At 68.6% G+C, this 21,804-nt stretch carries 17 protein-coding genes; 4 read left to right on the top strand and 13 right to left on the bottom strand.

Going from position 1 to position 21,804, the window contains the following annotated elements; genetic code table 11:
* Positions 1-5: 5 nt before the first annotated feature.
* Positions 6-209 (bottom strand): YdcH family protein, encoded by a 204-nt coding sequence (locus ACFQZY_RS06205; protein WP_377414000.1) that lies wholly within the window; start codon positions 207-209, stop codon positions 6-8.
* Between the two features lie 45 nt (positions 210-254).
* Here ACFQZY_RS06205 and ACFQZY_RS06200 point away from each other — a divergent pair, with 45 nt between their 5' ends.
* Positions 255-1,016, top strand: coding sequence for a PP2C family protein-serine/threonine phosphatase (locus ACFQZY_RS06200; RefSeq protein WP_377413997.1), 762 nt, complete (start codon positions 255-257; stop codon positions 1,014-1,016).
* 18 nt (positions 1,017-1,034) lie between these two features.
* Here the strand turns inward: ACFQZY_RS06200 and ACFQZY_RS06195 are convergent, their stop codons facing one another.
* The 7 genes from ACFQZY_RS06195 to ACFQZY_RS06165 all read right to left on the bottom strand — a co-directional run bounded on the left by ACFQZY_RS06195 (position 1,035) and on the right by ACFQZY_RS06165 (position 11,149).
* Complete coding sequence (locus tag ACFQZY_RS06195; protein ID WP_377413994.1) at positions 1,035-1,613, bottom strand: hypothetical protein; 579 nt, start codon at positions 1,611-1,613, stop codon at positions 1,035-1,037.
* A complete protein-coding gene (gene zapE / locus ACFQZY_RS06190) occupies positions 1,610-2,728 on the bottom strand; it encodes a cell division protein ZapE (protein ID WP_377413991.1) in 1,119 nt (372 codons plus the stop codon). The genes ACFQZY_RS06195 and zapE overlap by 4 nt, the downstream gene beginning before the upstream one ends.
* A gap of 7 nt (positions 2,729-2,735) precedes the next feature.
* Positions 2,736-4,163, bottom strand: coding sequence for a dihydrolipoyl dehydrogenase (lpdA, locus tag ACFQZY_RS06185; RefSeq protein WP_377413988.1), 1,428 nt, complete (start codon positions 4,161-4,163; stop codon positions 2,736-2,738).
* Between the two features lie 65 nt (positions 4,164-4,228).
* A complete protein-coding gene (odhB, locus tag ACFQZY_RS06180) occupies positions 4,229-5,488 on the bottom strand; it encodes a 2-oxoglutarate dehydrogenase complex dihydrolipoyllysine-residue succinyltransferase (RefSeq protein WP_377413985.1) in 1,260 nt (419 codons plus the stop codon).
* Between the two features lie 37 nt (positions 5,489-5,525).
* Positions 5,526-8,396, bottom strand: a complete 2,871-nt coding sequence (locus tag ACFQZY_RS06175) for a 2-oxoglutarate dehydrogenase E1 component (RefSeq protein WP_377413982.1) — start codon at positions 8,394-8,396, stop codon at positions 5,526-5,528.
* 217 nt (positions 8,397-8,613) lie between these two features.
* Entirely contained in the window at positions 8,614-10,647 is a 2,034-nt protein-coding gene (locus ACFQZY_RS06170; RefSeq protein ID WP_377414543.1) for a propionate--CoA ligase, read from the bottom strand.
* Positions 10,547-11,149, bottom strand: coding sequence for an isochorismatase family protein (locus tag ACFQZY_RS06165; RefSeq protein ID WP_377413979.1), 603 nt, complete (start codon positions 11,147-11,149; stop codon positions 10,547-10,549). The genes ACFQZY_RS06170 and ACFQZY_RS06165 overlap by 101 nt, the downstream gene beginning before the upstream one ends.
* Positions 11,150-11,301: 152 nt before the next feature.
* Between ACFQZY_RS06165 and ACFQZY_RS06160 the strand changes: the two genes are divergently transcribed.
* Together ACFQZY_RS06160 and ACFQZY_RS06155 are read left to right on the top strand one after the other, a co-directional pair.
* Positions 11,302-12,360 (top strand): histidine kinase, encoded by a 1,059-nt coding sequence (locus ACFQZY_RS06160; protein ID WP_377413976.1) that lies wholly within the window; start codon positions 11,302-11,304, stop codon positions 12,358-12,360.
* 31 nt (positions 12,361-12,391) lie between these two features.
* Positions 12,392-13,039, top strand: a complete 648-nt coding sequence (locus ACFQZY_RS06155) for a response regulator (protein ID WP_377413973.1) — start codon at positions 12,392-12,394, stop codon at positions 13,037-13,039.
* A gap of 12 nt (positions 13,040-13,051) precedes the next feature.
* Here ACFQZY_RS06155 and ACFQZY_RS06150 read toward each other — a convergent pair whose 3' ends face one another.
* Positions 13,052-14,197 carry a PQQ-dependent sugar dehydrogenase gene (locus tag ACFQZY_RS06150; protein ID WP_377413971.1) on the bottom strand — a complete coding sequence of 382 codons (1,146 nt, stop codon included), beginning with the start codon at positions 14,195-14,197 and terminating at the stop codon, positions 13,052-13,054.
* Positions 14,198-14,339: 142 nt separating this feature from the next.
* Between ACFQZY_RS06150 and ACFQZY_RS06145 the strand changes: the two genes are divergently transcribed.
* The gene (locus tag ACFQZY_RS06145; RefSeq protein WP_377413968.1) at positions 14,340-14,915 is read left to right on the top strand and encodes a C40 family peptidase; all 576 of its coding nucleotides are present in this window, start codon (positions 14,340-14,342) and stop codon (positions 14,913-14,915) included.
* A gap of 84 nt (positions 14,916-14,999) precedes the next feature.
* Here ACFQZY_RS06145 and lpdA (ACFQZY_RS06140) read toward each other — a convergent pair whose 3' ends face one another.
* Genes lpdA (ACFQZY_RS06140) through aceE form a run of 4 tightly spaced genes read right to left on the bottom strand, consistent with a single transcriptional unit; the run spans position 15,000 to position 21,801 of the window.
* The gene (gene lpdA, locus ACFQZY_RS06140) at positions 15,000-16,790 is read right to left on the bottom strand and encodes a dihydrolipoyl dehydrogenase (RefSeq protein ID WP_377413966.1); all 1,791 of its coding nucleotides are present in this window, start codon (positions 16,788-16,790) and stop codon (positions 15,000-15,002) included.
* Complete coding sequence (locus ACFQZY_RS06135; protein WP_377413964.1) at positions 16,787-17,380, bottom strand: MFS transporter; 594 nt, start codon at positions 17,378-17,380, stop codon at positions 16,787-16,789. The genes lpdA (ACFQZY_RS06140) and ACFQZY_RS06135 overlap by 4 nt, the downstream gene beginning before the upstream one ends.
* A 23-nt stretch (positions 17,381-17,403) precedes the next feature.
* The gene (gene aceF / locus ACFQZY_RS06130) at positions 17,404-19,053 is read right to left on the bottom strand and encodes a dihydrolipoyllysine-residue acetyltransferase (RefSeq protein ID WP_377413961.1); all 1,650 of its coding nucleotides are present in this window, start codon (positions 19,051-19,053) and stop codon (positions 17,404-17,406) included.
* Between the two features lie 36 nt (positions 19,054-19,089).
* Positions 19,090-21,801 carry a pyruvate dehydrogenase (acetyl-transferring), homodimeric type gene (gene aceE, locus ACFQZY_RS06125; RefSeq protein ID WP_377413959.1) on the bottom strand — a complete coding sequence of 904 codons (2,712 nt, stop codon included), beginning with the start codon at positions 21,799-21,801 and terminating at the stop codon, positions 19,090-19,092.
* Positions 21,802-21,804 lie beyond the last annotated feature (3 nt).

Here is a 21,804-nt window from a genome sequence, read left to right as displayed (position 1 = left end):
GGCGGTCATGCCGGCTCTTTGGGATCGAGCTGGAGTTCGAGGACCGCGATCTGGTCCCGCAGGGCCAGCCGGCGCTTCTTCAGGCGCCGGAGCATCAGTTCGTCGGTCGGGACCTGCAGGCAGGCGCGGTCGATCAGGGCATCCAGGTCGGCGTGCTCCATCCGCAGCTCGATCAGGTGTCGCTCAGGGGAATGCAGGTTGGTATCCAAGGCGCTTGATAATACCGTGAGGGCAGGAATAATCCCTGCCATTCCATGCCCCAAGGACTCAGACTCACCGCGGCCACCGGCCTGCACAAGGGCGACCGGGACTACCAGCAGGACCAGCTCGCCCTCCTGACCCACCCGCGCACGCCGGGATGCCTGCTGGCGGTCGTGGCCGACGGCATGGGCGGCCGCAGCGGCGGGCGCAAGGCTTCCGACCAGGTCATGCTCACGGCGCGGCAGCTGTTCGAGCGCTTCACCCCCACGCACGACGAGCCGGCCGACCTGATGCGCCAGCTGGTGCGCGAATCGCACATGGTGATCCGGCTGACCGCGATCTCCGCCGAGCAGGAGCCGCACAGCACCATCGCCGCCTTCCTGGTCATGCCGGATCGCAGCTGCCACTGGGTCCACGCCGGCGACTCGCGCGTCTACCACTTCCGCGGCCGCAGCCTCCAGGCGCGCACGCGGGACCACTCCTGGGTGCAGGCGCTGGTGGACCGCGGCGAGCTCTCCGAGGAGGAGGCGCTGAACCATCCGCAGTCGAACATCCTGGTGAGCTGCCTCGGCTCGCCGGAGGACCCGCCGGCCGACCTGCACCGCATCGAGGAGCTCGTTCCCGGCGACACGCTGCTGGCCTGCAGCGACGGCCTGTGGCACTACTTCAGCACCCAGGAGCTGGCCGCGGCACTGGACTCCCTGCCGCCGCGCGAGGCGGCGCATTTCCTGGTGGACAAGGCCCGCGCCCGGGCGGGCGGCACCGGCGACAACCTGTCGCTGGTGATCGTGAAGGTCGGGCGGATCGAGGACTGAGCCGCCCGCGGCACCGCCTCAGGGCGGCACGGGCAGCGGCCGCGCCGCCTCCCGCTTGCGCTCGGCCTGCCGCCGCTGCACCGCCTCCTTGTGCTCGCGGGCGCTGTCCACGCGGGCCGCCCGGGCACGGGCGTTTTCCGCCTCCTGCTGCGGGGTGAAGCGGGGACCGGAGGCCGGCGCGGCGGGCGGCCGCGGCGCGCCGCCCGGGGTGGGGCCTGCCGCCTTGGCCGCGGCGCGCTCCTCGCGCTCGCGCTGCTCGGAGGCGACGCGCGCGCGGCGCTGCGCCTGCTCCTGCTGCGCCTCGGCCTGGCGCTGCTCGACGTCAGCGCGCTGCTGCGCGCCGCGCCGCTGGCGCTCGGCGTCGTCGAGGGCAACTTCCTGGCGGCGCAGGTCGGCCAGCGGGCCGCGCCAGCGCCGGCGGACGTCCTCGAGGCAGTCGGTGACGGCGAAGCGCGTGCGGCAGGCGGCCTCCTCCGAGGCCCGCTGGGCCTCGATGCGCCGGCGCTCGGCCTGGATGCGGGACTTCTCCGAAGCGGGGTCCTGCGCGAGCGCGCCGGCACCCAGCGCCAGCAGCACGATCGCGAGGACGGACTTCATGTGAGCCGCGTGTCGACCACCCGGCGCTCCTCCGCGAGGAACTCGGCGGACTGCATCTCGTTGAGGCGCGAGACCGTGCGCGGGAATTCATGCGACAGGGGCCCTTCGGTGTACAGCTGCTCGGGCGGCACGGCGGCCGACATCACCAGCTTGACCCGGCGGTCGTACAGCACGTCCACCAGCCAGGTGAAGCGGCGGGCCTCGGAGGCCATGTTCACCGGCATGTGCGGCACGTCCGACAGCATCACGGTGTGGAACTGGCTGGCGATCTCCAGGTAGTCGTTCATGGACCGCGGTCCGCCGCACAGCGCCCTGAAGTTGAACCACACCACCCCGCCGGCCTTGCGGCGGGCCTGGATCTCGCGCTTCTCGATGTGCAGCACCGGGTCCTCGTCGTGGCTCTCGGCCAGCTCGGTGAACGCGGCATCCATCTCGGCGTCGGCCTGCGGGCCCAGCGGCGTGTGGTACAGCTTCACATGCTCGAGGGTGCGGCGGCGGTAGTCCGTGCCGTTGTCGACGTTGATGACCTCCAGCTTTTCGTTCAGGAGCTTGATGGCCGGCAGGATGCGGTCACGGTGCAGCCCGTTCGGGTACAGCTCGTCGGGCTTGAAGTTGGAGGTGGTGACCAGGCCCACGCCGTTGTCGAACAGCGAGTCCAGCAGCCGGTGCAGGATCATCGCGTCGGTGATGTCGGCGACGTGGAACTCGTCGAAGCAGATCAGGCGGTAGCGCTTCGAAATGCGCTCACCCAGCACCTGCAGCGGGTTGACGGTCCCCTGCATGTCGGCGAGCTCGCGATGGACCTCGCGCATGAACTCGTGGAAATGCAGGCGCGTCTTGCGGCGCAGCGGCACGGCATTGAAGAAGCAGTCCATCAGGAAGCTCTTGCCGCGGCCGACGCCGCCGTACATGTAGACGCCCCGCGGGATGGCGGGGCGGTTGATCAGCTTCTTCAGCGCGTTGGAGCGCTTCTCCTTGAAATGCGCCCATTCCAGGGCGCACCGCTCCAGGGCGTCCACCGCCCTCAGCTGCGCGGGGTCAGCGGTGTAACCCCGCGCCGCGAGTTCGGCCTCGTAGGCCGCGCGGACGCCGGACGCCTTGGGGACTGCGGACACCGGCTTCTTAGAAGTTCAGCGTGCGCTTGTCGACGGCCAAGGCGGCTTCCTTGGTCGCCTCGGACAGCGAGGGGTGCGCGTGGCAGATGCGGGCGATGTCCTCGCTGGAGGCGCGGAACTCCATCGCCACCACGGCCTCGGAGATCAGCTCGCTGGCCATGGGGCCGACGATGTGCACGCCCAGGATTTCATCGGTGGCGGCGTCGGCCAGGAACTTGACCATGCCGGTGGTGTCGCCCAGGGCGCGCGCACGGCCGTTCGCCAGGAACGGGAAGGTGCCGGCCTTGTACTTCACGCCATCGGCCTTGAGCTGCTGCTCGGTGCGGCCCACCCACGCGATCTCGGGGCTGGTGTAGATCACCCAGGGGATGGTGTTGAAGTTCACGTGGCCATGCTGGCCGGCGATGCGCTCGGCCACCGCCACGCCCTCTTCCTCCGCCTTGTGCGCCAGCATCGGGCCGCGCACCACGTCGCCCACCGCCCACACGCCGGGCAGGTTGGTCTTGCAGTCGGCATCGACCACGACGGCGCCGCGCTCGTCCAGCTGCAGGCCCACGCCCTCGGCGTTCAGGCCGATGGTGTTGGGCACGCGGCCGATGGAGACGATCAGCTTGTCGGCGTCGATCTTCTGGGCTTCGCCCTTGGCGTTGGTGTAGGCCACGGACACGCCCTTGGCGCCGTTCTTGATCTCGCCGACCTTCACGCCCAGCTCGATCTTCAGGCCCTGCTTGTCGAAGGCCTTCTTGGCTTCCTTGGCGATCTGCTCGTCGACCGCGCCCAGGAACGTGGGCAGGCCTTCCAGGATGGTGACGTCCGCACCCAGGCGGCGCCACACCGAGCCCATCTCCAGGCCGATCACGCCAGAGCCGATCAGGACCAGCTTCTTGGGCACGGCGCCCACGCGCAGCGCGCCGTCGTTGGACAGCACGTTCTTCTCGTCGAAGGGCACGCCGGGCAGCGCACGGGCGTTGGAGCCGGTGGCGATGATGACGTGCTTGGCGACCAGGGTCTCCTCGGTGGCGCCGGTGACCTTGATCTCGTTGGCGCCTTCGGCGGCTTTCACGAAGGAGCCGCGGCCGTGGAAGAAGGTGACCTTGTTCTTCTTGAACAGGTACAGGATGCCGTCGTTGTTCTGCTTCACGACCGCGTCCTTGCGGGCGATCATCTTCGCGACGTCCATCTTCACGTCCTTGACGGAGATGCCGTGGTCGGCGAAGTGCAGGTTGGCGTGCTCGAAGTGCTCGGACGATTGCAGCAGGGCCTTGGAGGGGATGCAGCCGACGTTGGTGCAGGTGCCGCCGGGGGCCGGGCCGCCCTTGTCGTTCTTCCACTCGTCGATACAGGCGACGTTGAAACCGAGTTGCGCGGCGCGGATCGCCGCGATGTAGCCGCCGGGGCCGCCGCCGATGACGACGACGTCGAATTGTTTGCTCATGGTGATTCTTCCTGGATGCCTCAAAAGGGACGCGGCCCTGAAGGCCGCGTCCACTGGCGTATGCCTTAGATGTCGAACAGGAGGCGGGCCGGGTCTTCCAGCGCCTCCTTCATGGCCACCAGGCCCAGCACGGCTTCGCGGCCGTCGATGATGCGGTGGTCATAGGACATGGCGAAGTAGTTCATCGGGCGAACCACGACCTGGCCGTTCTCGACCACGGCGCGGTCCTTGGTGGCGTGCACGCCCAGGATGGCCGACTGGGGCGGGTTGATGATGGGGGTGGACATCATCGAGCCGAAGGTGCCGCCGTTGGAAATGGAGAACGTGCCCCCGGTCATCTCCTCGATGCCCAGCTTGCCGTCCTTGGCCTTCTGGCCGAACTCGGCGATCTTCTTCTCGATGTCGGCGAAGGACATCTGGTCGGCGTTGCGCAGGATCGGCACCACCAGGCCGCGGGGCGAACCCACGGCGATGCCGATGTCGAAGTAGCCGTGGTAGACGATGTCGTTGCCGTCGACCGAGGCGTTCAGCACCGGGAACTTCTTCAGCGCGTGGACGGCGGCCTTCACGAAGAAGGACATGAAGCCCAGCTTGACGCCGTGTTCCTTCTCGAAACGCTCCTGCATGCGCTTGCGCATCTCCATGACCGGGGCCATGTTGATTTCGTTGAAGGTGGTCAGGATGGCGTTGGTGGCCTGGGACTGCAGCAGGCGCTCGGCGACGCGGGCGCGCAGGCGGGTCATGGGCACGCGCTGCTCGGGGCGGTTGCCCAGGTCCAGGACGGCCGGGGCAGCCACTTGGGGCAGCGAGGCCTTGGGAGCCACGGAGACCGGCACCGAGGCGGCGACCTTGGCGCCACCGGCCACGGCGGCCAGCACGTCGCCCTTGGTGACACGGCCGTCCTTGCCGGAACCTGCCACGGAGCCGGCGGCGAGGTTGTTGTCGGCCATCAGCTTGGCGGCGGCGGGCATGGCCACGCCGGCCATGGCGCCACCGGTCGCGGCAGGGGCCGCAGCGACAGGTGCGGCAGCGGCCGCGGCGGGGGCCGGGGCAGCGGCGGCGGGCGCAGCGGCGCCGGCCTTGCCTTCGGTGTCGATCTTGGCGATCAGCTGATCGGAGACCACGGTGCCGCCATCGGCGACGACGATCTCGCCGAGCACGCCGGCGGCGGGCGCCGGCACCTCGAGCACGACCTTGTCGGTCTCGATTTCGATCAGGATCTCGTCCTGGGCGACGGCCTCACCGGCCTTCTTCTTCCACTGCAGCAGGGTGGCTTCCGCGACCGATTCGGACAGTTGCGGGACTTTGACTTCAACGATAGCCATTTGAGTTCTATTCCTTGGATGTTCGTTCGGAGGCGGGTTACTTGGTCAGCACGAAGCCCTTGAGCTTGGCGAAGGCGGCGTCGACCAGCGCCTTCTGCTGCTCCTGGTGCAGGTGCGAGTAACCCACGGCGGGCGACGCGGAGGCGGCGCGGCCGGCATACCCCAGCTTCTGGCCGTCCAGCATGTTCTCGTGGATGTTGTGCTGGATGAAGAACCAGGCGCCCTGGTTCTGCGGCTCGTCCTGGCACCACACGATGTCGGTGGCGTTCGGGTACTTCTTCAGCTCCGCGGCGAAGGCCTTGTGCGGGAACGGATAGAGCTGCTCGATGCGGATGATGGCGACGTCGTCGGCGCCCTTCTCCTCACGCTTCTTGACCAGGTCGTAGTAGACCTTGCCCGAGCAGGCGATGACGCGCTTGACCTTGTCGGCCTTGAGCTCCTTGTTCTCGGGGATGACGGTCTGGAACGAGCCCTTGGTGAACTCGGACAGCGGCGAGGTCGCGTCCTTGTTACGCAGCAGGGACTTGGGCGTCATGATGATCAGCGGCTTGCGCAGGTCACGCAGCATCTGGCGACGCAGGACGTGGAAGATCTGGCTGGCCGTGGTCGGCTGGACGATGCCCATGTTGGTGTCGGCGGCCAGCTGCATGAAGCGCTCCAGGCGGGCCGAGCTGTGCTCGGGGCCCTGGCCTTCGTAGCCGTGCGGCAGCATCAGGGTCAGACCGTTGACGCGGCCCCACTTCACTTCGCCGGAGGCGATGAACTGGTCGATCACCACCTGGGCGCCGTTGGCGAAGTCGCCGAACTGGGCTTCCCAGATCACCAGGGTGTTGGGGTCGTTGGAGGCGTAGCCGTACTCGAAGCCCAGCACCGCCTCTTCGGACAGGATGGAGTCGATGACCACGAACGGGGCCTGGTTCTCGGCCACGTTCTCCAGCGCCACGTAGGTGCCCACGTCCCACTTCTCGCGGTTCTGGTCGTGGATCACGGCATGGCGGTGCGTGAAGGTGCCGCGGCCGCAGTCCTCGCCGGACAGGCGCACGCCGTAGCCGGAGGCGACCAGCGAAGCGAAGGCCATGTGCTCGCCCATGCCCCAGTCCACGTTGACCTCGCCGCGGCCCATGGCGGCGCGGTCGTCATAGACCTTCTTCACCAGGGTGTGCGGGGTGACGGTGGACGGGATGGTCGTGATCTTCTCGGCCAGGCGCTTCCACTCGGTCAGCGGGATCGAGGTGTCGCAGGCGTCGGTCCACTTCTTGTTCAGGTACGGCGACCAGTCGACGGCGTACTTGCTCTTGAAGTTGGTCAGCACCGGGTCGACCGTGTGCTTGCCGGCGTCCATGGCGGCGCGGTAGGTCTTGACCATGGCGTCCGGGCCGTCGGCGGGCAGCACGCCCTGGGTGACCAGGCGGTCGCCGTACAGCTTGCGGGTGCCGGGGTGGGCCGAGATCTTCTTGTACATCAGCGGCTGGGTCAGGCTCGGGGTGTCCTGCTCGTTGTGGCCCAGCTTGCGGAAGCAGATGATGTCGACCACCACGTCCTTGGCGAACTCCATGCGGTACTCGAGGGCCAGCTGGGTGGCCAGCACCACGGCTTCGGGATCGTCGCCGTTGACGTGCAGCACCGGGGACTCGACGCCCTTGACGATGTCGGTGCAGTACAGGGTGGAGCGCAGGTCGCGCGGATCGGAGGTGGTGAAGCCGATCTGGTTGTTGATGATGATGTGGACCGTGCCGCCGGTGGTGTAGCCGCGGGTCTGGGCCAGCGCCAGGGTTTCCTGGTTCACGCCCTGGCCGGCGAAGGCCGCGTCACCGTGCACCAGCACAGGCAGCACCTGCTTGCCCTGGGCATCGCCGCGGCGGTCCATGCGGGCGCGCACGCTGCCCTCGACCACCGGGTTCACGATCTCCAGGTGCGAGGGGTTGAAGGCCAGGCTCAGGTGGACCGGGCCGCCACGGGTGGAGACGTCGGAGCTGAAGCCCTGGTGGTACTTCACGTCACCGGCGGGCAGGTCCTCGGGGGCGGTGTGGTCGAACTCGGCGAACAGGTCGCCGGGCATCTTGCCCAGGGTGTTCACCAGCACGTTCAGGCGGCCGCGGTGGGCCATGCCGATGACGATTTCCTGCACGCCCTTCTCGCCGGCGGACTGGATCAGTTCGTCCATCGCGGCGATGAAGCTCTCGCCGCCCTCGAGCGAGAAGCGCTTCTGGCCGACGTACTTGGTGTGGAGGTAGCGCTCCAGGCCCTCGGCGGCCGTCAGGCGCTCCAGGATGGCCTTCTTGCGCTCGGCGCTGAAGGACGGCTTGCTGCGGATCGCCTCCAGCTTCTGCTGCCACCAGCGCTTCTGCGTCTGGTCGGTGATGAACATGTACTCGGCGCCGACGGTTCCGCAGTAGGTCTCGCGCAGCGCGTTCAGCAGCTCGCGCAGGGACATCTTGTCCTTGCCGAAGAAGGTGTTGCTGGTGTCGAACACCACTTCCTGGTCGGCATCCTTGAGGCCGTAGAACGACGGCTCGAGCTCGGGAATGGCGGGGCGCTCGGTGCGCTTGAGGGGGTCCAGGTCGGCCCAGCGCTGGCCCACGTTGCGGTAGGCGGCGATCAGCTGCTGCACCGCGGTGCGCTTGCGGCCCATCTCGGCGTCTTCGCTGGCCATCACCGTCTTGGTGCCACCGGCCTTGGCGCGCTCGGCGAAGGCGTTGATCACCGGCAGGTGGGGGACGTCCTTGGCATCGGAGCCGTCGACCGCGGGCACGTTCTGCAGCGCGTCGAAGTACTCGCGCCAGGTGTCGGGCACGCTGCCGGGATTGGCCAGGTAGTTTTCATACATCTCTTCGACATAGGGCGCGTTGCCCCCGAAGAGATAGGAGTTGCCGTTGTACGCGGCGTAGACGTTGTTCGTCTCACTCATGGTGCGCTACTTTCCGCTCCCCTTCAGGGAGCATTGAGCTGGTTAAGAAAACCTTCCGCGACACGGCTGAACCGGTTGGCGGATGCGACTGTGGCTGGAAGGAACCGAAGTTGCCGCGCGATTGTGCCATCGAACGCGGCCTTTGCGCGCAACTTCGGTTTGCCTTCGTGCGACACCAGTGCGGCATCCACCGCACGCGATTAGCACGAATGGCGTATCAGCCTGCCTGGACGAGGTCCTTGATCTGCTGCAGGGTGGACGGGTCCTCGATGGTGGTGAGGTCGCCCGGGTCGCGCCCCTCGCACACGGCCTGGATGGCGCGGCGCAGGAGCTTGCCGCTGCGGGTCTTGGGCAGCAGCGTCACGAAACGCACCCGCGCGGGGCGGGCCACCGCGCCGAGCTGGCCGTCGACGACCTTCATGATGTCGCCTTCCAGCTTCAGCTTCGCCGCGTCGTCCGGGAAGGCCGCGGGGTCACGCAGCACGGCGAAGGCCATGGCCACCTGGCCCTTGACCTGGTCGGCCACGCCCACCACCGCCACCTCGGCGACGGCCGAGTGGCTGGAGATGCTCTCCTCGATCTCGCGGGTGCCCAGGCGGTGTCCGGCGACGTTGATCACGTCGTCGGTGCGGCCCAGGATGAAGAAGTAGCCGTCCTCGTCGCGGATGCCCCAGTCGAAGGTGCTGTAAAGCATCTTGCCGGGGATGGATTCCCAGTAGGTCTTGACGAAGCGGGCGTCATCGCGCCAGATCGTCTGCATGAAGCCCGGGGGCGTGGGGGACTCGATCACCACCACACCCTTCTGGTTCGGCGCCTTCAGCTCCTCGCCGGTGGACTCGTCGACCACCTTGGCGCGCCAGCCGAACATGGGCACGCCGGGACTGCCGAACTTGGAGCGCTTCTTCTCCACGCCGTTGGCGATGGTGAGGATCGGCCAGCCGGTCTCGGTCTGCCAGTAGTTGTCGATGATGGGCACGCCCAGCGCGTCGTTGATCCAGCGGGCGGTGGGCTCGTCCAGCGGCTCGCCGGCAAGGAACAGCGCCTTGAGGCTGGACAGGTCGTATTTCTTCATGAAGCTCAGGTCGTGCTTCTTCAGCACCCGCACCGCGGTGGGCGCGCTGAACATCACGCTGACCTTGTACTTCTCGACCAGGCTCCACCAGATGCCGGCATCCGGGCGGATCGGCAGGCCCTCGTATAGGATGGTGGCCATGCCCGCGATCAGCGGGCCGTACACGATGTAGCTGTGGCCCACCACCCAGCCGATGTCGCTGGTGCAGAAGTAGGTGCCGCCGGCCTCGCCCATCATGATGTGCTTCATGCTGGAGGCCAGGGCCACGGCGTAGCCGCCGACGTCACGCTGCACGCCCTTGGGCTTGCCGGTCGTGCCGCTGGTGTACATGGTGTAGCTGATCTCGGTGGCATCGACCCAGGCGCAGGGCACAGCGGTACCGGCGCACTCGGCGGACAGCGCGGCCCAGGCCACGTCGCGGCCGGTGGTGGATTCGAACGGCGACAGGCCGCGGTCGACCATCAGCACCGACTCGGGCTTGTGGCTGGACAGGCGGATCGCCTCGTCGAGCAGCGGCTTGTAAGGCACGACCTTGCCGCCGCGCGAGCCGGCGTCGGCGCTGACGATGACCTTGGGCGAGGCGTCCTCGATGCGGGTGGCCAGCGAGACCGAGGCGAAGCCGCCGAACACCACCGAGTGGATGGCGCCGATGCGCGCGCACGCCAGCATGGCGAACACGGCCTCGGGGATCATGGGCATGTAGATCAGGACGCGGTCGCCCTGCCCCACCCCGAGCTTCTTCAGCATGGCCGCGGCCAGCTGCACCTTCTCGTGCAGCTGCGCGAAGCTGTAGGTTTCCTCGATGCCGGTCTCGGTGGAGACGTGGATCAGCGCGGGCTGGTCCGCGCGATCCGGGAGGTGACGGTCGACGGCGTTGTGGCACAGGTTGGTCTTGCCCCCCACGAACCAGCGCGTGAACGGCGCCTTGTCGTTGTCCAGGATCCGCTGCGGCGGGGTCTGCCAGTCGATCAGCTTGGCCTGCTCGGCCCAGAAGGCCTCAGGCTGCTCGACCGACTGCCGGTAGAACTCCTCGTACGTCATCTTCTCCGTCTCCTCACTCTGGAAGTTGAAATTCAGGTCATTTGATCCACCCGAGCACCTCCTTGAACAGCGGATGCTCGGCGGACCGCAGCCACTCGAAGGCCACCATCTCGGTGGTGACCAGCTCCGCGCCGGCACCAGCCAGGCGGTCGAAGGCGGCATCGCGATTGCGCTCGGTGCGCGAGGTGCAGGCGTCGGTGACGACCCAGACCTCGAGTTCTTCCTCGATCAGCTCGAGGGCCGTCTGCAGCAGGCAGACATGGGCCTCGCAGCCGGCCAGCACGATGGCCTCGCGCGTGGCGGCCGGCTCGGCCGGCTTGCGCAGGTGCTTGGGCAGGCTGCGCACGTTGCCGCCCTGCTGCGGCCGGGCCGGCGGGCGAAGGCGCGGCAGCGCGACGCCGGCGGCGCTGAAATCCATCTTGGTCAGGACCTGGCCGGCCAGCGGCCGCAGCTCGGGCACGGTGGGCCCCAGGCCCTGCGGGTTGTGTTCGGTGGCGAAGCACGGCACTTCGAGCGCCTGGGCGATCAGGGCGAGCCGGCGCGCATTGGCCAGCGCGCCCGCGGCGTCGTGCATCGCGGGCATGAGCTTCTGCTGGTAGTCGACCAGCAGCAATTGGGAGTCGTCGGGGTCTAGCAACATGCGGGCGATTATTTCAGCCGCCGCCGCTTTCCTCGAACTGACACGCTCGCGGCCCAGTGCGGCCGGGTTAAGGAAATTCCTTAAATTGACTCGGAAATATCCGGCTACGTTCGGGGCGTGCTCAGTGGTTCATCGCCCCAACAATAATCACAATGACCTACGCAAGCGCAAGGACGACCCGCCTGCTCTGTGTCGACGACAACGCCGACGACATCGAACTGCTCCAGCTCGCGCTGGAGCGGGCCGCGCCCGCGCGGGCCTGGCTGGTCCAGCGTGTCGAGGAAGCCGAGGCGTTCGCGGCCGCCCTCGAGCAGCCGGTCGACTTGGTCCTGTGCGACTACCACCTGCCCCGCTTTTCGCCGGTGGCCGCACTGAAGATGCTGCAGGCGCGCGACGATCCGCCCCCCCTGGTCGTGGTGACGCGGGCCATCGGCGAGCAGGCCGCCGTCGACCTGCTGCGCCAGGGCGCCCAGGACTACGTCACCAAGGACCGGCTGGCCACCCTGCCCCAGGTCATCGACCGGGTGCTGGAGGCCCGCGCCCGCGCCCGCGAGCAGGCCCGCCTCGCCGCCGAGCTCGCCACCGCCCATGCGCGCCTGCGCGAGATGTCGGCGCGCCTGGTGGCCGCCCAGGAGGACGAACGCGCCCGGCTGGCCCGCGAACTCCACGACAGCCTGGGCCAGGCCATGGCCGGGATGATGCTCCACCTGCACGCCGCGCGGCAGCTCAAGGATGCAGACAAGGCCAACGCCCACACCGACATCGCCCTCTCGATGGCCCAGGGCGTGGTCGACCAGCTCAAGACCCTGTCCTTCGCCCTGCGGCCGGCCCAGCTCAACCTGCTGGGCCTGGCCACCACCGTCGAGACGGCGGTGCAGGAACTGGCCGGACCGGCCGGCATCCCCTGGTCGGTCAGCACCCGGGGCGCGCAGGACGGCGACCTGGGCGACCGGGCCCCGCTGGCAGTACGCGTGGTGCGCGAGGCGGTGCGCCAGGCCGTGAGCGGGTCCGGCGCCCGCCAGCTGCGCGTGCGCCTGCGCTTCCTGCCGGGCCACCGGCTGGCGGTCGCCGTCAGCACCTGTGGCGGCCACGCGCCCGCCGCGGCGAGCGGAGAGCTACAGGCCCTGCAAGAGCGCTGCGAACTGGCGGGCGGCTCGCTGAGGATGCGCGGTTGCGACGGCAACGGTGCCACGGTGCGTGCAATGCTGTAGGCTAGAGCACCGGCACCGCTAAACCTTTTGCATGAAACACAAGGACCCACCTTCCACGATCCGGGTCGTGCTCGCTGACGACCACGACCTCGTGCGTTCGGGCATCAAGGCCCTGCTGGCCCTGATCGACGGCGTTGAAGTGATCGCCGAGGCCCATGACGGCCGCGAACTCGTCACCCTGGTCGAGGACCTCAAGCCCGACGTCGTCATGACGGACATTTCCATGCCCGGCATGGACGGCATCGCCGCCATCTCCGAGATCCACGGCAAGCACCCCGAGGTGCGCCTGCTGGTGCTGTCGATGTACGACACCGTCGACTTCGTCAAGCGCGCCGTCGCCAACGGCGCCTGCGGCTACCTCATGAAGGACGCGCCGCCCTTCGAGCTGGAACAGGCCCTGCGCAGCGTGATGGCCACCGGCAGCTACTTCAGCCCGGTCATCGCGCAGCGCCTGCTGCAGCCGTCCGAGCCCACGGTGGACGACGAACTCACCCACCGCCAGGTGGAGATCCTGCGCATGATCGCGCAGGGCAAGGCCTCCAAGGAGATCGCCTACGACCTGGGCCTGTCGCCCAAGACGGTCGATGTGCACCGCGCCCGCATCATGGAGCGGCTGCAGATCAACGACATCGCCAGCCTCACCCTCTACGCCGTGCGCAAGGGGCTGATCAAGCCCTGATCGCCGGCGCCCTCATCGCCCCGGAGCCACCCGCAGCAGGCGGCCCTGCGGGCTGTCCGTCAGCAGGTAGAGGAGGCCGTCCGGCCCCTGGCGCACGTCCCGGATGCGGTCGCCCGCGTCCATCCGCTCCTCCCGCAGCACCCGCGGCGGCTCGCCCGGGCCCGACACCTCCAGCCGCACCAGCAGCCGCGCCCTCAGGGCGCCGACGAACAGGCTGCCGCGCCAGGCCGGCCCGTAGCGGTCACTCGTGAGGAAGGCCATGCCGGACGGCGCCACCGACGGCGTCCAGTGGTGCAGGGGCGGCTCCATGCCCGGGGCCTGCGTCAGGCCGGCGCCGATCCTGCCGCCACCGTACTGCTCCCCGAAGGTGGCCACCGGCCAGCCGTAATTGCGCCCGGGCTGCGGCAGGTTGACCTCGTCGCCCCCCTGCGGGCCGTGCTCGTGGAGCCACAGCGCGCCGTCGGGCGCCAGCGTGGCGCCCTGCGGGTTGCGGTGTCCCAGGCTCCAGATTTCCGGCAGCGCCCCGGGCCGCTGCGCGAAGGGGTTGCCCGGCGCCGCGGCGCCATCGCGGGTGAGGCGCAGCACCTTGCCGAGGTGGTTGTCCAGGCGCTGGGCGTCCTGCATGCGGTGGAAACGCTCGCCCAGGGCGAGGAACAGGGTGCCGTCGCGGGCCGGCACGATGCGGCAGCCGAAATGCAGCTGGCTGGACACCTGCGGCTGCTGCCGGAAGATGACGCGGACCTCCTCGAGGCGCGTCAGGTCGGCCGCCAGCCGCGCCCGCGCCAGGGCCGTGGCGTTGCCACCGGCGCCGCCTTCCGCGAAGCAGAAGAACAGCTGGCGGGATCGGGCGAAGTCCGGGTCCAGGGCCAGGTCGAGCAACCCGCCCTGGCCGCGCGCGTCCACGGCCGGCACCCCGGCCAGGGGCGGGCCGAGGCGCCCGTCGGCCTCGATGACCCGAAGCCGCCCCGGCCGCTCGGTGACGAGGAACTGCCCGCCGGGCAGGAAGGCCACCGCCCAGGGGTGCTCCAGGCCCCGGGCCACGGTTTCCAGGGTCAGGGCGTGGACGGCGAGCGGCAGCCCCGACAGGCAGGCCAGCAGGCCGGCCACGAGCCGCGGCAGCAGGCGGCCGCGCGCATGCGGAATCAGGGAATGGGTCATGGGTGCATTGTGGCGACGGCACGGGCCGCACCGCCGGATCTCTGCGGGATTCCCCGTACGCTGTCAAAGATTGAATTGAATCAACAGGTTACGTGCGCTTTTTCCGGTTGACGCGGCGTGCCAGCCTGTTAAGCTCGACCGGATGTCCCGATGGCTCCCCACCCTCCTCCTGGCGATCAGCCTGCCCGCCTTTGCGGCGCCGGGTCCCGGTGAGGACGACATGGGCCGGCTGCTGTCCGAACGCGGCCTGCTGGGGCGCATCGAGCAGGTCGGCGTCAACGTCAAGGACCGCGCCTCCGACCTGGTGGTCAACGCCATGGGCTTCCTGGGCGTGCCCTACCGCCGCGGCGGCGTCTCCGAGGACACCGGCTTCGACTGCAGCGGCTTCGTCCGCGCCCTCTACGAGCAGACCATGGGCATGGTGCTGCCCCGCCGCGCCAACGAGCAGGCCGCCGCGACCGAGGTCATCGACAAGAAGGAGCTCAAGCCCGGCGACCTGGTCTTCTTCAACACCATGCGCCGCGCCTTCAGCCACGTCGGCATCTACGTGGGCAACGGCAAGTTCATCCATGCGCCCAAGCCCGGCGCCGAGGTCCGTGTCGAGGACATGTCCGGCAGCTACTGGGTGCGCCGCTTCGACGGCGCCCGCCGTGTCCTCACCGGCGGCTCCGCCGAGGCCCCGCCGGCCAAGCCCGCCAAGCCCCTGGCGTCGCCCTGAGACCCGGCTTCGGTAGCGGCCGCCCTCGGCGGCCATGAAAAAAGGCGGCCTGCGGGCCGCCTTTTTCGTTGCGGCCTCGCCGCCTTACTTGCGCGCCGGGGGCACGTCCGTGCAGGTGCCGTGCGCCACCTCCGCCGCCATGCCGATGCTCTCACCCAGCGTGGGGTGCGGGTGGATGGTCTTGCCGATGTCCACCTCGTCGGCGCCCATCTCGATGGCCAGGGCCACCTCGCCGATCATGTCGCCGGCGTGCGTACCCACGATGCCGCCGCCCAGGATGCGGCCGGACTCCTTGTCGAACAGCAGCTTGGTGAAGCCCTCGTCGCGGCCGTTGGCGATGGCGCGGCCGGAGGCCGCCCAGGGGAACAGGCCCTTCTTGACCGCGATGCCCTGCGCCTTGGCCTGGTCCTCGGTGAGGCCCACCCAGGCCACCTCGGGGTCCGTGTAGGCCACGGAGGGAATCACGCGGGCGTCGAAGAAAGCCTTCTCGCCGGCCGCCACTTCCGCCGCCACGTGCGCCTCATGCACCGCCTTGTGCGCCAGCATCGGCTGACCCACGATGTCGCCGATGGCGAAGATGTGCGGCACGTTGGTGCGCATCTGCACGTCCACGGGAATGAAGCCGCGCTCGTTCACCGCGATGCCCGCCTTCTCGGCGCCGATCTTGCGGCCGTTGGGCGTGCGGCCCACGGCCTGCAGCACCAGGTCGTACAGTTGCGGCTCCTTGGGCGCGTTCTCGCCCTCGAAGCGCACCAGGATGCCGTCCTGCGTCGCTTCCGCGCCGACGGTCTTGGTCTTGAGCATGACGTTGTCGAAGCGCGGCGCGTTCATCTTCTGCCACACCTTGACCAGGTCGCGATCCGCGCCCTGCATCAGGCCGTCCATCATCTCCACCACGTCCAGGCGCGTGCCCAGCGTCGAGGAGTACACCGTGCCCATCTCCAGGCCGATGATGCCGCCGCCCAGCACCAGCATGCGCTTGGGCGAGGAGGCCAGCGCCAGTGCGCCGGTGGAGTCCACCACGCGCGGGTCGTCCGGCATGAAGGGCAGGCGCACGGCCTGCGAGCCGGCGGCGATGATGGCCTGCTTGAACTTGATGGTCTGGGTCTTGCCCGTCTTCTCCTGGCCGTCACCGGTGGTCTCCTCGACCTGCAGGTGGAACGGATCGATGAACGAGCCGTAGCCGCGCACCACGGTGACCTTGCGCATCTTGGCCATCGCGGCCAGGCCGCCGGTCAGCTTGGAGACCACCTTGCCCTTGTGCGCGCGCAGCTTGTCGATGTCCACCGTCGGCTTGCCGAAGCTCACGCCCAGCGACTCGAAATGCGAGACCTCGTCCATCACCGCGGCCACGTGCAGCAGCGCCTTGGAGGGAATGCAGCCCACGTTCAGGCACACGCCGCCCAGGGTGGCGTAGCGCTCGACGAGGACCACCTTCATGCCCAGATCGGCAGCACGGAAGGCGGCGGAATAACCGCCGGGGCCGCCGCCGAGGACCAGCATCTCGCACTCGAGGTCGGCGCCACCGGCGTAGCTGGCAGCGGGGGCGGCAGCCACGGCGGGAACCGGCGCGGCCGCAGCGGGAGCAGCCGCAGGCGCTGCCGGCGCGGCCGCAGGCGCGGAAGCTCCGGCGCCCTCCTCGGCCTCCACCACCAGCACCACCGAGCCCTCGGCCACCTTGTCGCCGAGCTTGACCTTCAGCTCCTTCACCACGCCCGCATGGCTGGACGGGATCTCCATCGAGGCCTTGTCGCTCTCCACGGTGATGAGGGACTGCTCCTTCTTGATCACGTCGCCGGGCTGGACCAGCAACTCGATGACCGCGACTTCGGAGAAATCGCCGATGTCCGGCACCTTGACTTCAACCCGACTCATTTATTGGTTTCCTTGGTTTTCACGGTGAATACGTCCCACGGGCCGGCCGAATTGCGGTCGAACTCGCAGCCGGCGGCGATGCCGGCCTCGGCCACTTCCTTGGCCGACCTGGCTTTGCCGTAGATGGCATGCATGGCGCCCAGCGCGAAGCTGCGGCCGGAGCCGATGCCCCAGAACTCCTTGAACTCGAAGACCTCGCGATAGCTGTAGAGCCCGTAGATGCCCGAGGCGTTGGCGATGACCACGCTGAACTGGCTGGACTCGTAGGGATCGCTGTCTTCCTCCTTGGTCTGGAGGAAGAAGTTGTCCTTGAGGTAGGGGTGCAGCTTGGTGAAGGTGTCGAAGACCTCGTCCTTGCTGCTCAGTTGCAGGATCTCCCGCGGCATGCCGGCCAGTGCCTTGCGCAGCACCGGGAAGTGGGCCACCGTGCCGGCCATGCCGATGTAGCTCGGCCCGGCCTCGGTGTCGACGCGGAAGATCTTGGTGTTCTCCTCGTACCGGTGGGCCAGCCGCGTGTCGCCGAAGGTCACCAGCGTGTCCGCCGCAATGGCGACCTGGCCGGCTTTCCTGGCGACGACGACGGTGGTCATGGCACGAGGTCAGGGGCGGCGCGTCAGAGCAGCACGCGGCGGAAGTCCGCCAGGATCTGCCCCAGGTAGGCGTTGAAGCGGGCCGCGGCCGCGCCGTCGATGACGCGGTGGTCCCACGACAGCGACAGCGGCAGCATGAGGCGCGGCTGGAACGCCTTGCCGTCCCACACCGGTTCCATCTGGCTTTTGCACACACCGAGGATAGCGACTTCGGGCGCGTTGATGATCGGCGTGAAGTAACGGCCGCCGATGCCGCCGAGCGACGAAATCGTGAAGCTCGCGCCCTGCATGTCGGCCGGGGCGATCTTGCCCTCGCGCGCCTTCTTGGCGAGCTCGCCCATCTCCTGGCTGATCTGCAGCACGCCCTTCTTGTCGGCGTCCTTGATGACGGGCACCACCAGGCCGTTGGGCGTGTCGGCGGCGAAGCCGATGTGGTAGTACTGCTTGTAGACGAGGCTGTCGCCGTCCAGCGAGCTGTTGAACTCGGGGAACTTCTTCAGCGCGGCGACGCAGGCCTTGATCAGGAAGGCCAGCATGGTCACCTTGACGCCGCTCTTCTCGTTCTCCTTGTTGGTGGAGACGCGGAAGGCCTCGAGCTCGGTGATGTCGGCATCGTCGTGGTTGGTGACGTGCGGGATCATCACCCAGTTGCGGTGCAGGTTGGCGCCCGAGATCTTCTTGATCCGGCCCATTTCCTTGCGCTCCACCGGGCCGAACTTGGTGAAGTCGACCTTCGGCCAGGGCAGCAGGCCCAGGGCCTCGCCGCTGCCGCCGCCGGCGGGGGCCTTGGCGGCCGCGGCCTTGGTGAAGGTCTCGCCCTTCATGACGGACTTGGTGAAGGACTGGACGTCCTCCTGGGTGATGCGGCCCTTCTGGCCGGTGCCCTTGACCTCTTCCAGCGGCACGCCCAGCTCGCGGGCGAACTTGCGCACGGAGGGCGAGGCGTGGGGCAGCGCGCCGGTGGGCGTGCCCGGCTGGTGCGGGGGCAGCGAGGCGGTGGGCGCGACACGCTCGGCGGGCGCGGAGGCCACGGCCGCGGCGGGCGCAACCGCGGCGGCCGCCGGTGCGGGCGCGGCAGGCGCCGGGGCGGCGCCTGCGCCACCGGACACGCCCTCCAGCACGGCGATCAGGTCACCGATGTTGATCTTGTCGCCCAGCTTGACCTTGAGCTCCTCGAGGGTGCCGGCGGCCGGCGACGGGATCTCCATCGAGGCCTTGTCGGACTCGACGGTGATGAGGGACTGCTCCTTCTTCACCGCCTCGCCCGGCTGGACCAGCAGCTCGATCACGGCCACGTCCTTGAAGTCGCCGATGTCGGGCACGCGCACGTCCACCGGGCCGGCGGCGGCCGGGGCCGCGGCGGGCGCAGGCGCAGGCTCGGGAGCGGCGGGCGCGGGGGCCGGGGCCGCCGCAGCGGGTGCCGGCGCGGCAGCGGCGCCGCTTTCCAGCACCAGCACCACCGAACCCTGCTTGACCTTGTCGCCGAGCTTGACCTTCAGCTCCCGGACCACGCCACCGGCGGACGAGGGGATCTCCATCGAGGCCTTGTCGGACTCGACGGTGATGAGGGACTGCTCGGGCTTGACGGTGTCACCCGGCTTCACCAGAAGCTCGATGACAGCGACTTCGTCGAAGTCCCCGATGTCGGGGACCTGCACTTCGATCAACGCCATGTGTCGTTCTCCGTTTTCTTCTTTCTGCGTGGGCGATCAGGCGTAGAGCGGATTCACGCGATCGGTCTTGATGCCGTACTTGGCGATGGCCTCGGCCACCTTCGCGACGGGCACGGCGCCCTCCTCGCTCAGTGCCTTCAGGGCGGCCACGACGATGTAATGGCGGTTCACCTCGAAGTGCTCGCGCAGCTTGCTGCGGAAGTCGCTGCGGCCGTAGCCGTCGGTGCCCAGCACCTTGTAGTTGCGGCCCTTGGGCATGAACGGGCGGATCTGGTCGGTGTAGGCCTTGATGTAGTCGGTCGAGGCGATCACCGGGCCGGCATGCTTCTCGAGCTGCTGCGCCACATAGGGCACCCGCGGCGTCTCGGTGGGATGCAGCAGGTTCCAGCGGTCGCAGTCCTGGCCGTCACGGGCCAGTTCGTTGAAGCTGGGGCAGCTCCAGACGCTGGCGGACACGCCCCACTCCTTCTCGAGCAGATCCTGGGCGGCCAGGGACTCACGCAGGATGGTGCCGGAACCGAGCAGCTGCACCGTCGGGGCCTTGGCCAGGGCCGCACCCGGCTTGAACAGGTACATGCCCTTGATGATCCCTTCCTCGGTGCCGGGCTGCAGGCCGGGCATGGGGTAGTTCTCGTTCAGCAGGGTGATGTAGTAGTAGACGTTCTCCTGCTTCTCCACCATGCGCTTGAGGCCGTGCTGCATGATCACCGCCACTTCGTGGGCGAAGGTCGGGTCGTAGGAGACGCAGTTGGGGATGGTGCCGGCCAGGATGTGGCTGTGGCCGTCCTCGTGCTGCAGGCCCTCGCCGTTCAGCGTGGTCCGGCCGGAGGTGCCGCCCAGCAGGAAGCCGCGCGCCTGCATGTCGCCAGCCGCCCAGCACAGGTCGCCCACGCGCTGCAGGCCGAACATCGAGTAGTAGATGTAGAACGGCACCATGATGCGGTTGTTCGTCGAGTACGACGTCGCAGCCGCGATCCAGCTGGCCATGCCGCCGGCTTCGTTGATGCCTTCCTGCAGGATCTGGCCGGACTGGTCTTCCTTGTAGTAGGAAACCTGGTCGCGGTCCTGCGGGGTGTACTGCTGGCCGGCAGGGTTGTAGATGCCGATCTGGCGGAACAGGCCTTCCATGCCGAAGGTGCGGGCCTCGTCGACCAGGATGGGCACGGCGCGGGGGCCGAGCTCCTTGTCACGCAGCAGCGCGTTCAGGAAGCGCACGTAGGCCTGGGTCGTGGAAATCTCGCGGCCCTCGGGCGTGGGCTCGAGCACGGCCTTGAAGGCTTCCAGCGGGGGCACGTTGAGCTGTTCGTCGGCCTTGGCGCGGCGCGCGGGCAGGTAGCCGCCGAGGGCCTTGCGGCGCTCGTGCAGGTACTGCATCTCCGGGGTGTTCTCTTCCGGCTTGTAGAACGGGATCTCGGCCAGCTTGTCGTCCGGGATCGGGATGTTGAAGCGGTCGCGGAAGGCCTTGATGTCCTCGTCGGACAGCTTCTTGGCCTGGTGGGCGATGTTGCGCGCCTCGCCGGCCTTGCCCATGCCGAAGCCCTTGACGGTCTTGATCAGCAGGACGGTGGGCTGGCCCTGGTGGTTCACGGCCTTGTCGTAGGCGGCGTACACCTTCTGCGGGTCATGGCCGCCGCGGTTGAGGCGCCAGATGTCCTCGTCGGACATGTGGGAGACCATCTCCAGCAGCTTGGGATGCTTGCCGAAGAAGTTCTTGCGAACGAACGCGCCGTCGTTGGCCTTCATGGCCTGGTAGTCGCCGTCCAGCGTGTCCATCATGACCTTGCGCAGGATGCCGTCCTTGTCGCGGGCCAGCAGCGGGTCCCAGTAGGAGCCCCAGATCAGCTTGATCACGTTCCAGCCGGCACCGCGGAACTCGCCTTCGAGTTCCTGGATGATCTTGCCGTTGCCGCGCACCGGACCGTCAAGGCGCTGCAGGTTGCAGTTCACGACGAAGATCAGGTTGTCCAGCTTCTCGCGGGCGGCCACGCCGATGGCGCCCAGGCTTTCCACCTCGTCCATCTCGCCGTCACCCAGGAAGGCCCAGACCTTGCGGCCGGAGGTGTCGGCGATGCCGCGGGCGTGCAGGTACTTCAGGAAGCGCGCCTGGTAGATCGCCATCAGCGGGCCCAGGCCCATGGACACCGTGGGGAACTGCCAGAACTCCGGCATCAGCTTGGGGTGCGGGTAGGAGGACAGGCCCTTGCCGTCCACTTCCTGGCGGAAGTTGAGCAGCTGCTCCTCGGAGATGCGGCCTTCCAGGAAGGCGCGGGCATACACGCCGGGGGCGCTGTGGCCCTGGATGTACAGGCAGTCGCCGCCCTTGTCGCCCTGCTCGGCTTTCCAGAAATGGTTGAAGCCGGCGCCGAACATGGTGGCCAGCGAGGCGAAGGAGCTGATGTGGCCGCCCAGGTCGCCGCCGTCCTCGGGGTTCAGGCGGTTGGCCTTGACCACCATGGCCATGGCGTTCCAGCGCATGTAGGCGCGCAGGCGCTCCTCGATCTCGAGGTTGCCGGGGCAGCGGGCCTCGTCCTGCGGCTCGATGGTGTTGACATAGGCGGTGGTCGCGGAGAACGGCATGTCGATGCCGGACTGGCGGGCCTGTTCGAGCAGCTGCTCGAGGAGGAAGTGGCCGCGCTCACGGCCTTCGGTCGCGATGACGGCCTGCAGCGCGTCAATCCATTCGCGGGTTTCCTGAGAGTCCGCGTCGTTCGCGGCCGATCCGAACAGATTGTCGGGCTGTGCAGACATGAG

This window comes from Ramlibacter sp. GCM10027632, from assembly GCF_042675325.1.
Lineage (GTDB): Bacteria > Pseudomonadota > Gammaproteobacteria > Burkholderiales > Burkholderiaceae_C > Ramlibacter.
The sequence above is the reverse complement of the archived record's forward strand: the minus strand, read 5'-3'. Positions and strand labels throughout refer to the sequence as shown.